A 13,009-nucleotide genomic window follows, 5' to 3' on the forward strand; every position below is an offset into this window, starting at 1 on the left:
GCCACCTAGTTTGTATCGCGTGACGGACTTTCTCTCCCGGGCCCGCGAACTTGACGCCGCCGACACGCTGGCCCCCTTTCGCGAACGGTTCGTCATCCCCGACGAGGACCTCGTGTACCTCGACGGCAACTCGCTCGGCCGGCTCCCTGTGTCCACAAGGGAGCGTCTACACCAGGCGATCGACGAGTGGGGCGGCGACCTGATCCGCGGGTGGGACCGGTGGATCACGCTGTCCCGCGAGGTCGGTGACGTGCTGGCCGGTGGTGTGCTGGACGCCGCACCGGGCGACGTCGTGCTCGCCGACTCGACGAGCGTCAACCTCTACAAGCTCGCGGCCGCCGCCTGCGCCGCACGGCCCGCACGCCACGTGATCGTCACCGACGACGACAACTTCCCCAGCGACCGGTACATCTTCCAGGGGCTGGCGCAGGCGCGCGGCCTGGAGCTGCGGGTGGTGAAGTCCGACATCGACCTGGGCGTGTCGGTCGAGGCGGTGCGCGAGGCGCTGGACGAGGACGTGGCGCTGGTGTCGCTCTCGCACGTCGCGTACCGCTCGGGCGCCGTCGCGGACATGGCGGCCATCACCGCCGCCGCGCACGAGGTCGGCGCCCTCACCCTCTGGGACCTCAGCCACTCGGCGGGCGCGGTCCGCGTCCCGCTGCGCTCCGCCCGGGTCGACCTCGCTGCCGGGTGTACCTACAAGCACCTCAACGCCGGCCCCGGCGCTCCCGCGTTCCTCTACGTGCGGGCCGACCTGCGGCGTGAGCTGCGCCAGCCGATCTGGGGCTGGTTCGGGCAGCGGGCGCAGTTCGACATGGCCGCCGAGTACGACCCGATGGACTCGATCGACCGCTTCCAGGTCGGTACCCCATCGGTGCTCGGCGCGTACGCGGCACTCTCGGGTGCCAAGCTCACCGCCGAGGCGGGCATCGGGGCGATCGCGGAAAAGGGCGCGGCGCTCGGGGCGTACGCGATCGAGGTGAGCGACGCGTGGCTCGCACCGCACGGGTTCACGCTCGCCTCGCCGCGCGCGGGCACCCGGCGGGGCGGGCACGTGACGCTGCACCACACGCGGGCGTGGCAGTTCAGCCAGGCGCTGCGCGCGGCCGGCGTGGTGCCCGACTTCCGTACACCGGACCGGCTGAGGCTGGGCTTCGGCGCGCTCTACACCCGTTTTGTGGACGTGTACGCCGGCCTGTCCCGACTGCGCGATATCGCCGAGGCCGGAACACACCTGGAGTTTCCGGAACAACATGCCCGAGTGACCTAGCCTCAGCTTTTGCCCGGTTTTCCGATCTTTTGAGGCGACCGGGTGCGAAGATCCGTCTCATGAGGGCTTTCACGATGGGCCGCTCCGCCGCGGCCCTGGGCATGGTGGCGATGGCTTGCCTGGCAATGCCCGCACCCGCCTACGCCGACGGCGCGTGGGTCGAGGTCAATCCCAGCAGCATCCAGGCCGGGTACCGGGTCGGCATCCGGGGCAGCTGCCAGGAAAACCTCAACGACGCGGTCGCCAAGTCAAAGGCGTTCGGCGAGGTGAAGATGGCGCCCGAGCACGGCTTCGTCGTGGCCGCCGTGACGATCCCCAGCGGCGCGCGGCCCGGTGACTACGACGTCAAGCTCTCCTGCGCAAACGGCAGTTCCGCCACCACCACCATGTACGTCCTCGGCAAGGACCACCCCACCAAGGGTCCGGCCACGGGTGGCGGCGGTACGGCCGGCGGCTCGAGCACCCCCCTCGCGCTCACCGGCGGCGGGCTGGCCGCCGTGGTGGCCGGGGTGGGGCTGCTGGCGCTGCGCCGCCGCCGGGCGTAGCCACCGATGCCCGCGGGCTCCCGGCTGCTCGCCGGGATGCTCGTGCTGGCCGGTGTGTTCGCGATCGGGCTGGGCCTGGGCCAGATCGAGCTGCCCGCGTGGTGGACGCCGGAGGGCAAGCCACCACCGAAGGCGTTCCCGGTGCTGGAGCCGAGCCGCCCGACCCGCATCGCGATCCCCTCGCTGGGGCTGCGGGCGCCCGTGCACGGCGTGGGCCTCGCCGACGACGGCACGATCGCGGTACCCGCGGCGACCCGGCGGCACGAGGCCGGCTGGTACGACGAGAGCCCCACCCCGGGGCAGTTCGGCCCGGCGATCATCGTGGGACACGTGGACACCCGCTCCGGGCCGGCGGTCTTTCACGACCTGCGGCGGCTGCGGCCTGGCGCGACGATCGAGATCACCCGCCGGGACCGCTCGGTGGCGATCTTCGAGGTGAACACGGTGGAGCACTTCGGCAAGACCGAGCTGCCCATGCGCCGTCTCTACAGTGACTTCAGCCGTCCCGGCCTCCGCCTGATCACCTGCGGCGGACGATGGGTGGGCGGCGAGACAGGCTACGAGGACAATGTGGTGGTCTTCGCCTCGCTCGTGCGCGCCAAAAACGTCAAGAGCGTGTAGGCGAAGACAACAAAAGCGGCGCCTAGGCCGCTTCGGGGAGGTCGAGCCAGTCGGCCCAGCGTGGGTCCGGGGCACGGTGCCCGAGCACGCGCCAGGCCATGCCTTTCGGCGCCGCGGGAAGCGCGTGCAGGCGCCAGCCGAGCTCCGCCGGGGTGCGGTCGCCTTTGGCGTGGTTGCACTTGGCGCAGGCGGCCACCACGTTTTCCCAGGCGTGCCCCCCGCCGCGGCTACGCGGGAAGACGTGGTCGATGGTCTCGGCCGGACCGCGGCAGTAGGCACAGCGCCAGCCGTCTCTGGCGAAGATGGCGCGCCGGGAGAGGCCGACGTGGCTGCGGTAGGGCACCCGCACGTAGCGGGTCAGCCGGACCACGGAGGGCACGGGCAGGTCGTGGCGGGCGCTATGGAGCATGCCGTCGCCGTCGGCGACGCACACCGCCTTCGCGGACAGGACAAGGATCGCGGCTCTTCGCACTGACACGACACACAGCGGCTCGTACGTGGCATTGAGGACTAATGCTCCTGAGCCCACCGAGGGTCGTATGTCAGGCATCGCGCTCACCTCTCCAGGTCCCGCAGACCAGCTCCCTGTCAGACCAGTCCGCCGCGGGCCGTCGGTGACCGCGGCCAACGCCGGCAGATCACCGGCGTCCGTGCGCCAATAGTCCCCGATGGGTAGCTGAAATGCACGTACTATTCGGGGCCTACCTCGTGAAGCTTAGGTATCCCGTGGCAAGATGACCGGTTTATCCGGTGAGAAGGGCCGCACCGGGGGCGACCCCGCCGTGCCTTCGCGCCCCGGGTGCGGTACTAAGGCACACGTGATTGCCGCCCTCCTCGCCGCCCCGCTGCCGGACCCCTCGCCCTCCCCCACCGTGGGGGCGGACTGCCGCGAGGACGCCCTCTGCCAGCGGGTGTTCGAGTGGACCGGCACCCCGTGGCTGGCCGAGAGCAGCTTCTGGATCTTCGTGAAGCCGCTCCGCATCATCCTGATCCTGCTGATCGCGCTCCTGATCCGCTGGGTCACCCACCGCATGATCAGTCGTCTGGTCCGGACCTCGACGCACACGTCGGTCCCGACGATCTTGCGGCCGCTGCGCGAGCGCGTCCCCAACGCCCCCACCGACCCGGCCACGGTCGTGCCCGAGCGGCGCCGCCAGCGCGCCGAGGCGATCGGCTCGGTACTGCGCAACACGGTGACCGCGGTGGTCTTCGCGATCGCCGTACTGCTGGTCCTCTCCGAGCTGAACTTCAACCTCGCCCCGCTGATCGCGAGTGCGGGCATCGCCGGCGTCGCACTCGGCTTCGGCGCCCAGTCGCTGGTCAAGGACGTGATCTCCGGGGTCTTCATGCTGCTCGAAGACCAGTACGGCGTGGGCGACACCGTCGATCTTGGAGAGGCGACCGGCGTCGTGGAGGCGGTCGGGCTGCGCATCACCACCGTGCGGGACGGCCGGGGCGTGCTCTGGTACATCCGCAACGGCGAGATCATCCGGGTCGGCAACAAGAGCCAGGGCTGGGCGATGGTCATCGTGGACATGCCGATCGGCTTCGCCGGCGTCGAGGAGGCCACCTCGGTCATGCGGGCCGCCGCCGTCGAGGTCGCCGAGGACCCCGAGCTGGCCGGTCACTTCGTGGAGCCGCCGGACGTGCTGGGCGTCGAGCAGATCACTGTGGACGGCGCCGTGATCCGTACCGTCGCGAAGACCACCGCCGATGGCCAGTTCGACGTCGGCCGCGAGCTGCGCCGCCGGCTGACCCAGGCGCTGGACGCCGCCGGCATCACCGCCAGGATCGCCGCAACCCGGATGTTTCCCCGCCCGTCGGCGCCGAACGGCGAGGGCGATACGCGGGGTGGGGCCACTTAGGGTGCCAGCCGCGGGGCACGGATGAGGGAACCGTGGCGCGTGGGTCGCGCGCCAGCTGGACGGTCAGGTATCGTCCGTTCGTTCAGTCGTCGAGGCGACGGACCATCCGTTCGCCCTAGCGAGTTGTCAGACGATCGGGCAGAATTCGTGAATAGCTCCATGGCGGAGCGTCACGACGATCTCGCCTTTCCGTCTAGATAGCGTTCCCCGGCGATGTCACCACAAGTGACTGCTCGGAAGGGACGATGGAGGCCCCCCGGTGTCCGACGAGGCACGCGCCGCCGCCGAACGGCAGGCCACCTTCCGTGAGGTGTTCAGCCAGCCCGAGTATCGAGCGGTCTATATCGCGAGCGCGTTGTCCTGGTTCGGTGACTATGTCGCCAAGGCCGCGGTGACCGTCCTTGTCTACGACCAGACCCAGTCCGTGGCGATGTCGGCCGCCGCCTTCGCGATCAGCTACCTGCCGTGGCTGCTCGGCGGCCCGCTGCTGGCCACCGTCGCGGAGCGTCACCCTTACCGCACGGTCATGGTCACCGCCGACCTGGTCCGCATGGTGCTTGTCGGGTCGATCGCGCTGGTCGAGATGCCGGCGCCGCTCCTGCTCGTCGTGATCTTCCTGTGCACGCTGGCAAACCCGCCGTCCCAGGCTGCCCGCTCGGCGCTGCTGCCGATGATCCTGGCCGGCGACCGCCTCGTCGTGGGCCTCTCGGTCAACCTGACCACCGGCCAGGCCGCCCAGGTCGGTGGCTACCTCGCGGGCGCCGCCATCGCGGCGGTCAACCCGCGCGTCGCGCTGGCGATCGACGCCGGGACGTACGCCGCTTCCGCTGTCCTGATCCGCCTCGGCGTCCGGGCGAGGCCACCGGCGATGGCTGCCGCGCACCGCAGCCACCTGCTGCGGGAGACCGCCGACGGCTTCCGGATCGTGTTCGGCACACCGGTGCTGCGCGCTATCGCCGTGCTCGTCTTCGCCTCCATGCTCTTCGCGATCGTGCCCGAAGGGCTGGCCGCCGCCTGGGCGGCCACGCTCGGCTCCAGCGAGACGGGGCGTGGTTTCTCCCAGGGCCTGATCATGGCCGCCAGCCCGGCCGGCTTCATCATCGGCGGCCTGGTGACCGCCCGGCTGCTCCGGCCCGACGTGCGGCGCGCGCTGATCCGGCCGTTCGCGGTGCTGGCGCCGCTCTCGCTCGTGCCCGCTCTCTTCGGACCCTCGGCCGTCGGCATCGCCGTGATGGCCGCGATCTGCGGTTTCTCCGTGGCCGGCATGATGCCCGCGGCCAACGGCCTGTTCGTCCAGGCACTGCCGCACGGGTTCCGGGCCCGCGCCTTCGGCGTGATGCAGAGCGGCACCCAGATCATGCAGGGCGCGGCCGTGCTGGCCACCGGCGTGCTCGCCGAGCACAACCCGATCCCCCGCGTCGTCGGGCTCTGGAGCCTCGCCGGCGTCGTGCTGATCCTGCTGGCCGCCACCCAGTGGCCGAGCGCCGACAGGTTCAACGCCACGGCGGCGGCCGCCGCCCGCAACCAGCCGGGCGCCGTGCCCGCGCCGGCAGACCCGCTGGACCAGCCGGTCCGGCAAAACGGCGCCCACCAGGGTGACGCACGTGACGTGGTCGAGCAGGTAAGGCTGCCTGGCAAGATAGAGCGGTGAACTTCTTCGACGCGGTCGGCGGTGAGCCGACCTTCCGCAAGCTGGTCGACGAGTTCTACGCGGGGATCGCCACCGATCCGCTGCTCCGGCCGATGTACCCCGAGGAGGACCTCGGGCCGGCGACCGAGCGGCTGACCCTCTTCCTGATGCAGTACTGGGGCGGTCCCAACACGTATTCGGCGGAGCGCGGGCACCCGCGGCTGCGGATGCGGCACGCGCCCTTCAAGGTGGGGCCCGCCGAGCGGGACGCGTGGCTGCTGCACATGCGCCGCGCCGTCGACAGCCTCGACCTGCCGCCCGAGCAGCACGCGACGCTCTGGGACTACCTGGAGCGGGCGGCGTACTTCATGGTCAACACCATGGACGACGGGCCGGGTCCGGCCGGCCCGACAAATGGGTTGAAGACCGCATAACAGCGCAGCTACCTCGGTCGTTGGTCAACGCGTACCCCAACGCCGGCCGCCGAGGGAGATCATGCGCCGCCGCCTCTTCGCCATCGCCGCCGTGGCGGCCGCCACCGTGGCCGGGGTCGTACCGGCCACCGCGCAGATCGCCCAGCCGACCGTGGTCTCCACGGACCCCGTCGACTGGACGCCGCACGTGCTCGACGGCACCGTGCACGCGATCGCGGTCGTGGGCGAGACGGTCGTCGTGGGCGGCACGTTCTCCGCCGTGGAGACCGAGGCGGGCTTCCAGTACCGGCGGGACTACCTGCTCGCGTTCAGCGCCGCAGACGGCACGCTGCGCCGCTTCGCGCCCCGCCTGGACGGCCCGGTGTACGCGCTGGCGGCCGGCCCCAACGGCACGGTCTACGCCGCCGGCGCCTTCCGCACGGTGAACGGCGTCGCGCAGCGCGGCCTCGCCCGCCTCTCGGTCGCCACCGGCGGGCGCGTGGGCAGCTTCACGCCGAGCGTCAACTGGGGCGATGTGCGGGCGCTCGCCGCCTCCGGCCGGTGGCTGTACGCGGGCGGCACGTTCTCGGCGGTCAACGGCGTTCCGCGGCTCGCTCTCGCCCGGCTGGACGCCATCTCCGGCGCGGTCGACGGCGGCTTCGACGCCGCCCTCACCGGCCGCACGGCCGAGCAGCGGGTGCGCGTGGAGGACTTCGCCCTGGCACCCGACGGGCGGCGGCTGGTGGTGGCCGGCGCGTTCGGCCGCGCGGCGGGGCAGCCTCGCGCGCAGCTCGCGCTGCTCGACACCAGCGGACCGGGTGCGGTGGCGGTCAACTGGCACACGGACGTCTACCAGGACACCTGCGACGCCGGCTACGAGACGTACCTGCGTGGCGTGGACTTCGCGCCGGACGGCTCGTACTTCGTGGTGGTGACGACCGGCAACGCGCACGGCCCGTACCGGCTGTGCGACACGGCGGCCCGCTTCAACGTGGCCGGGCCCGGCCTTCACAAGCCCGCGTGGGTCAACCACACCGGCGGCAACACGCTGCTGTCGGTCGCGGTGACCGGCAGCGCGGTCTACGTCGGCGGTCACCAGCAGTGGCTGGACAACCCGCACGGCCGCAAGAGCGCCGGCCCGGGTGCGGTGCCGAGGCCGGGAATCGGCGCCATCGACCCGCGCACCGGCAAGGCGCTGCCGTGGAACCCCACGCGCAGCCGCGGCGTGGGCGTGCGCTCATTCCTCGCGACGCCGGGCGGCCTGTGGGTGGGCTCGGATACCGACCAGCTGGGCAACGAGTACCACGGCCGCATCGGGATGTTTCCGCTCTGACTCCGCCGGCCGGTGCGACCGCACAGGGTGAGGCGGGGGAAGCAACGGTCCGGAGCGCCGCAGCGCCGCTAGAGCAGTGCACCCTCGTCGTGCAGCCAGTCGACAAACGAGGTGGCCACCGCGGCGCCGCAGTCGAGCAGCTCGACCACGAGAGCGTCGTGCGCGCCAGCGCTCAGCGGCACCTGGAGCTCGGCGTAGATGGGCAGCTGGCCGCGCTCGGTGGGATCGCCCACATACGCCTTGCAGAAGCGGCGCGTGTGGTTCCACTCGTTGACCACGCGGTATGCGCGGTCGGCCCAGTCTGGCGGGACCGTCGAGTGTGGACGGGCGCGCATCACGAGGATCTCGTCGTCGGGGCCCTCGAGCGTGAAGAGCACCGCGTGCCGCTCCCACATCGCCAGCAGGCTGCCGTCGCCGTCCGCGAGGTAGCGCACGTCGAGCAGGTCGAGTGCCTCACCGATGCGGCGGAGGGTGACGGGCGCGACCTTGACCGGCATGTCGTCGTCCATGCTGGACAGGTCGGACGGCACCTTGATGTGCCCGGGCTCGCGCTGGGCCGGGACGCCGACGCGCACCTTGCCGGGGATGGTCGTGCGCTTGCCGGAGCCACCGGTCGGCCGCGGCGCGGGACTCTGCCGCGGAGCGCTCCCCGTGCTCGCCGCCTCGGGCTCCTCCCCGATGGTCTCCTGGGTCACGCCTGGCCTCTCCAGCCTTTCGCCACCGGTGTGACCGGGGCGCCATTGCCACCACGGCATCGCTCGTGCACCTCACTCCCCAGCGGATCCAGCCGCCTACGTTGCGTTGGACCCGACGCACGACGGTACCCGGACAGCCGGCTTCAGGCATCCCCCCAACGACCCCACCAAGCTAGAAAGATGATGTGGCATCAGCCGTTCGTATGAGCCGCGGCTGGTCGTACCGCGAATTGACTCACGGGAAGTAGCCACGCCACACCGTATGGTGCCGCCAACCCAACCCACCGGCCGATAGCTTGGATACGCACTTCGCCTAGCTGTACGGGGTCGACTTCACCGGGAGCCGGGGCCGAACGGCCGAGAAACCCCATCCGTACGACGGCCTGGATCAGCCTTTGCGGCACCTCGACCCGAGACTCCGCGTCTGTGACCAGGATCGCAACATGATCCAGAAGCGCGTCCCGGAGTGCCCGCTGGCCCACGGCCCGGCCGCCGACGCCCTCCGTGCTGGCCGCACGCAGCGTGCCCGCGGCCGCGGCCGCGATGCGGTGCACCTCGGCGGCGGGCACGGTCTCCACCACCCGCGCGCCAGGCGGCGGCAGCGGCCACCGCCACTCCTGGTCCCGCCGGCCCGGCAGCGCGTCTCCCCCGCGCCCCAGCTCGGCGAGCAGGTCGGCGGCCGAGACGGTGGCGTCCCGCGGCCCGGTGCCGGCGACGGTGCGGCCGACGAGGACGGCCCACGGCAGGCGGGCCCAGAGCGCGACGTGCTCGCCGCCGCTCTTCATGCGCACCACAGCGCCCGGATCGAGGCGGGTCAGCCTGGCCAGGAAGGCACCGGCGTCCGGCGCGGAGAGGTTCATTGGTAGGCGCTCAGGAAGGCCCGCTCGGCCTCCGTGAGCCGGCGGGGTCGCTGCTCGCTCAGGTCATAGGGTGCGCACACGGTGCGGGCGCGGCTGGCCAGGACGCCACCGTCGAACAGCTCGTACGCGACGGTGAACCGGGCCGCCCGGATCTCCTCGATCCACGACTCGATGCGCACCGGGTCTCCGTAGTCGACCGGCCGCAGGTAGTCGATCTCGTGGCGGGCGATGATCACGCCCTCCTCCAGCGAGGTCAGGCCGGCCTCCCGGGCGCCGACGAACATCATCGCCACCCGGGCCTCCTCGTACAGCGTGAGGAACCGTGCGTTGTTCACGTGCCCGTACGCGTCCATGTCGGACCACCGCACGGCACAGTGGTAGACGAACCGGTCAGTCACGTGTGAGCTTGCGGTAGGTCACCCGGTGCGGCCGAGCCGCCTCGGCGCCCAGCCGGTCGATCTTGTTCTTCTCGTACGCCTCGAAGTTGCCCTCGAACCAGAACCACTTCGCCGGGTTTTCCTCGTCGCCTTCCCAGGCCAGGATGTGCGTGGCCACCCGGTCCAGGAACATCCGGTCGTGGGAGATGACCACGGCGCAGCCGGGAAACTCCAGCAGCGCGTTTTCCAGGCTGGAGAGCGTCTCGACGTCGAGGTCGTTGGTCGGCTCGTCGAGCAGGATCACGTTGCCGCCGATCTTCAGCGTCAGCGCGAGGTTGAGCCGGTTGCGCTCGCCACCGGAGAGCACCTTGGTCGGCTTCTGCTGGTCGGGACCCTTGAAGCCGAACGCCGCCACGTACGCCCGGGAGGGCATCTCGACCTTGCCCACCATGAGGTGGTCGAGACCGTCGGAGACGAGCTCCCAGACCGTCTTGTCGCCGTCGAGGCTCTCCCTGTTCTGGTCGACGTACGACAGCTGCACCGTCTCGCCGACCCTCACCGCGCCCTTGTCCGGCTGCTCCAGCCCCACGATCGTCTTGAAGAGCGTGGTCTTGCCGACGCCGTTCGGCCCGATGATGCCGACGATGCCGTTGCGCGGCAGCGAGAAGGAGAGGTTTTCGATCAGGACCCGGTCGCCGAAGCCCTTGGTGAGCCCCTGCGCCTCGATCACCGTGTTGCCCAGGCGCGGGCCCGGCGGGATCTGGATCTCCTCGAAGTCGAGCTTGCGGGTCTTCTCCGCCTCGTTGGCCATCTCGTCGTAGCGCTCAAGGCGGGCCCGCGACTTGGTCTGGCGAGCCTTCGCGTTGGAGCGGACCCACTCCAGCTCCTCGGAGAGGCGCTTCTTGAGCTTGGCGTCCTTGCGCCCCTCGACCGCGAGCCGGGCCGCCTTCTTCTCCAGGTAGGTGGAGTAGTTGCCCTCGTACCCGATCGCGCGGCCGCGGTCGAGCTCCAGGATCCAGCCCGCGACGTTGTCCAGGAAGTACCGGTCGTGGGTGATCGCCAGGACGGTGCCCGGGTACTTGGCGAGGTGCTGCTCCAGCCACTGGACGCTCTCCGCGTCGAGGTGGTTGGTGGGCTCGTCGAGCAGCAGCAGGTCGGGCGCCTCCAGCAGCAGCTTGCACAGGGCCACGCGGCGGCGCTCACCACCGGAGAGCTGGGTGACGTCGGCGTCCGGCGGCGGGCAGCGCAGGGCGTCCATCGCCAGCTCCAGCTTGGAGTCGACGTCCCACGCGTCGGCGTGGTCGAGCTCCTCCTGGAGGCGGCCCATCTCCTCCATCAGCTCGTCGGAGTAGTCGGTGGCCATCTGCTCGGCGATCTTGTTGAACCGCTCCAGCTTGGACTTCGTCTCCGCGACCGCCTCCTCGATGTTGCCGAGGACGGTCTTCGCGTCGTTGAGCGGCGGCTCCTGGGCCAGCAGCCCCACGGTGTAGCCGGGCATCAGCCGGGCCTCGCCATTGCTCGGCCGGTCGAGCCCCGCCATTATCTTGAGCAGGCTGGACTTACCCGCGCCGTTGGGGCCGACCACACCGATCTTGGCGCCCGGCAGGAAGCTCAGCGTCACATTGTCGAGCACGACCTTGTCGCCGTGCGCCTTGCGCGCCTTTTCCAGGACGTAGATGAACTGGGCCACGGTGCGGCCTACCTCCAATGGATCATGCTGTCTGCTCGGCGAACGCCACCGACAATCCTGACAGGTCCACAACCCGAGTAGCGAATCACCCCGACGGACGCGGAGCCGCCGACTCCGACCGCCATCGACATTGATGAGTAATCGGGCGTTCACGACAATGGGCCGGTTCAACCCCCGCCACCAGGGAAATCAAGCCTCGCTGGGCGCTATGTGAACCGGCATGCTCCCGCGACGCAGTGACGAAATGCCAGGCAAGTAGTCTCTGCTGGGGACCCGTCGACACCGGAGGTGTACGGAGCGTGACGGTTCGTAGCTCGTTCGTCGTTGTTGCCAACCGGCTGCCCGTCGATGAGGTGACGACACCGGAGGGGCGCGGCTGGCGGCGCAGCCCTGGTGGTCTGGTGACCGCGCTGCATCCGGTGCTCGCCCAGCACAAGGGCACCTGGGTCGGCTGGGCGGGCGGGGTGGGCGAGGCGCCCGAGCCGTTCGACCTCGAAGGCATCCACCTGCACCCGGTGCCGCTCAGCTCCGAGGAGCTCGAGCGCTACTACGAGGGCCAGTCCAACGCGACCATCTGGCCGCTCTACCACGATGCCGTGGAGCAGCCGGTCTTCAAGCGCCGCTGGCGTGAGGCGTACCGCGTGGTCAACGCCCGCTTCGCCGAGGCGGCCGCGGAGGTGGCCGCCGAGGGTGCCACGGTGTGGGTGCAGGACTACCAGTTGCAGCTGGTGCCGGCGATGCTCCGCGAGCTCCGCCCCGACCTGCGGATCGGTTTCTTCCTGCACATCCCGTTTCCGCCGATCGAGCTGTTCATGCAGATGCCGCTGCGGGCCGAGGTGCTGCGCGGGCTGCTCGGTGCCGACCTGGTCGGCTTCCAGCAGCGGCTCGCCGCGCAAAACTTCGTCCGGCTGGCGCGGCACCTGCTCGGCCTGCGCTACGAGGGTCAGACGATCGAGGTGGACGGGCGGCGGGTCAAGGCCGGCGCCTTCCCGATCTCGATCGACGTGGCCGAGATGGAGCGGATGGCGGCCGACCCGACGGTGCAGGCGCGCGCCAAGCAGATCCGCGCAGAGCTGGGCGACCCCAAGACGATCGTGCTGGGCGTCGACCGGCTCGACTACACCAAGGGCATCGAGCGCCGCCTCAAGGCCTTCCGGGAGCTGCTCGCCGACGGCAGGCTGAGCGTGCCCGAGGCGGTCATGGTGCAGGTCGCCACGCCGAGCCGGGAGCGGGTCGAGCACTACCAGGCACTCCGGGTGAAGGTCGAGCGCGAGGTCGGGCGGATCAACGGCGAGTTCGGCCGGGTGGGCGTGCCCGCGGTGCACTACCTGCACCAGTCGTACAGCCGCAGCGAGCTGTCCGCGCTCTACTGCGCCGCCGACGTGATGATGGTCACCCCGCTCCGCGACGGCATGAATCTCGTCGCCAAGGAGTACGTCGCCTCCCGCTCCGACACCGGTGGCGCGCTGGTGCTCAGCGAGTTCGCGGGGGCCGCGACCGAGCTGCGGCAGTCCTTCCTGTGCAACCCGCATGACCCCGAAGGAGTGAAAGACGCGCTGCTCAGGGCGGTGCACGTCGATGGGGTGGAGGCTCGGCGGCGCATGCGGATCATGCAGCGTCACCTCCGAACGCACGACGTGGGCCACTGGGCGCGGTCATTCCTCAACGAGTTGGGGGTCCCGGACGCGGCCTGAGCCGCTTCCAGAGCAC

The 13,009-nt window shown here is 70.8% G+C and carries 13 protein-coding genes; 8 read left to right on the plus strand and 5 right to left on the minus strand.

The genetic code is table 11. From position 1 onward, the window contains the following. The first annotated feature begins 19 nt into the window (after positions 1-19). The 3 genes from kynU to Phou_RS12335 are packed head-to-tail and all read left to right on the plus strand — an operon-like array spanning position 20 to position 2,436. Positions 20-1,270: a kynureninase gene (gene kynU / locus Phou_RS12325; RefSeq protein ID WP_246273511.1), complete on the plus strand. Its 1,251-nt coding sequence runs from the start codon at positions 20-22 to the stop codon at positions 1,268-1,270. A gap of 59 nt (positions 1,271-1,329) precedes the next feature. Then, a complete protein-coding gene (locus Phou_RS12330) occupies positions 1,330-1,815 on the plus strand; it encodes a GVDTG sorting domain-containing protein (RefSeq protein WP_173056186.1) in 486 nt (161 codons plus the stop codon). A gap of 6 nt (positions 1,816-1,821) precedes the next feature. After that, positions 1,822-2,436, plus strand: a complete 615-nt coding sequence (locus Phou_RS12335; RefSeq protein ID WP_173056187.1) for a class F sortase — start codon at positions 1,822-1,824, stop codon at positions 2,434-2,436. Between the two features lie 22 nt (positions 2,437-2,458). Here Phou_RS12335 and Phou_RS12340 read toward each other — a convergent pair whose 3' ends face one another. Continuing rightward, positions 2,459-2,986 carry an HNH endonuclease gene (locus Phou_RS12340; RefSeq protein WP_173056188.1) on the minus strand — a complete coding sequence of 176 codons (528 nt, stop codon included), beginning with the start codon at positions 2,984-2,986 and terminating at the stop codon, positions 2,459-2,461. Between the two features lie 268 nt (positions 2,987-3,254). On the opposite strand from Phou_RS12340, the gene Phou_RS12345 reads away from it, so the two are divergent. From Phou_RS12345 to Phou_RS12360, 4 genes are all read left to right on the plus strand, one after another. Then, positions 3,255-4,301: a mechanosensitive ion channel family protein gene (locus tag Phou_RS12345; RefSeq protein WP_371872108.1), complete on the plus strand. Its 1,047-nt coding sequence runs from the start codon at positions 3,255-3,257 to the stop codon at positions 4,299-4,301. 259 nt (positions 4,302-4,560) lie between these two features. After that, the gene (locus tag Phou_RS12350; protein WP_246273512.1) at positions 4,561-5,952 is read left to right on the plus strand and encodes an MFS transporter; all 1,392 of its coding nucleotides are present in this window, start codon (positions 4,561-4,563) and stop codon (positions 5,950-5,952) included. Next, a complete protein-coding gene (locus tag Phou_RS12355; RefSeq protein WP_173056190.1) occupies positions 5,949-6,365 on the plus strand; it encodes a globin in 417 nt (138 codons plus the stop codon). The genes Phou_RS12350 and Phou_RS12355 overlap by 4 nt, the downstream gene beginning before the upstream one ends. A gap of 61 nt (positions 6,366-6,426) precedes the next feature. Continuing rightward, positions 6,427-7,677, plus strand: coding sequence for a delta-60 repeat domain-containing protein (locus Phou_RS12360; RefSeq protein ID WP_173056191.1), 1,251 nt, complete (start codon positions 6,427-6,429; stop codon positions 7,675-7,677). 68 nt (positions 7,678-7,745) lie between these two features. Here the strand turns inward: Phou_RS12360 and Phou_RS12365 are convergent, their stop codons facing one another. From Phou_RS12365 to ettA, 4 genes are all read right to left on the minus strand, one after another. Then, positions 7,746-8,432 (minus strand): type III secretion system chaperone family protein, encoded by a 687-nt coding sequence (locus tag Phou_RS12365; protein ID WP_371872109.1) that lies wholly within the window; start codon positions 8,430-8,432, stop codon positions 7,746-7,748. A gap of 131 nt (positions 8,433-8,563) precedes the next feature. Beyond that, the gene (locus tag Phou_RS12370; RefSeq protein ID WP_173056192.1) at positions 8,564-9,232 is read right to left on the minus strand and encodes a DUF8185 domain-containing protein; all 669 of its coding nucleotides are present in this window, start codon (positions 9,230-9,232) and stop codon (positions 8,564-8,566) included. Then, positions 9,229-9,630: an acyl-CoA thioesterase gene (locus Phou_RS12375; protein WP_173056193.1), complete on the minus strand. Its 402-nt coding sequence runs from the start codon at positions 9,628-9,630 to the stop codon at positions 9,229-9,231. The genes Phou_RS12370 and Phou_RS12375 overlap by 4 nt, the downstream gene beginning before the upstream one ends. Then, a complete protein-coding gene (gene ettA, locus Phou_RS12380; RefSeq protein ID WP_173058290.1) occupies positions 9,623-11,299 on the minus strand; it encodes an energy-dependent translational throttle protein EttA in 1,677 nt (558 codons plus the stop codon). The genes Phou_RS12375 and ettA overlap by 8 nt, the downstream gene beginning before the upstream one ends. A gap of 299 nt (positions 11,300-11,598) precedes the next feature. Here ettA and Phou_RS12385 point away from each other — a divergent pair, with 299 nt between their 5' ends. Then, positions 11,599-12,993: an alpha,alpha-trehalose-phosphate synthase (UDP-forming) gene (locus Phou_RS12385; RefSeq protein WP_173056194.1), complete on the plus strand. Its 1,395-nt coding sequence runs from the start codon at positions 11,599-11,601 to the stop codon at positions 12,991-12,993. Positions 12,994-13,009 lie beyond the last annotated feature (16 nt).

The sequence above is a fragment of the Phytohabitans houttuyneae genome (assembly GCF_011764425.1).
GTDB classification, from domain to species: domain Bacteria; phylum Actinomycetota; class Actinomycetes; order Mycobacteriales; family Micromonosporaceae; genus Phytohabitans; species Phytohabitans houttuyneae.

What these genes read in the sequence shown, in the direction of transcription:
- Phou_RS12330 (WP_173056186.1), top strand. Translation starts at nt 1,330, where the DNA reads ATGAGGGCTTTCACGATGGGCCGCTCCGCCGCGGCCCTGGGCATGGTG.
- Phou_RS12335 (WP_173056187.1), top strand. Translation starts at nt 1,822, where the DNA reads ATGCCCGCGGGCTCCCGGCTGCTCGCCGGGATGCTCGTGCTGGCCGGT.
- Phou_RS12340 (WP_173056188.1), bottom strand. Translation starts at nt 2,986, where the DNA reads ATGCCTGACATACGACCCTCGGTGGGCTCAGGAGCATTAGTCCTCAAT.
- Phou_RS12360 (WP_173056191.1), top strand. Translation starts at nt 6,427, where the DNA reads ATGCGCCGCCGCCTCTTCGCCATCGCCGCCGTGGCGGCCGCCACCGTG.
- Phou_RS12365 (WP_371872109.1), bottom strand. Translation starts at nt 8,432, where the DNA reads ATGCCGTGGTGGCAATGGCGCCCCGGTCACACCGGTGGCGAAAGGCTG.
- Phou_RS12370 (WP_173056192.1), bottom strand. Translation starts at nt 9,232, where the DNA reads ATGAACCTCTCCGCGCCGGACGCCGGTGCCTTCCTGGCCAGGCTGACC.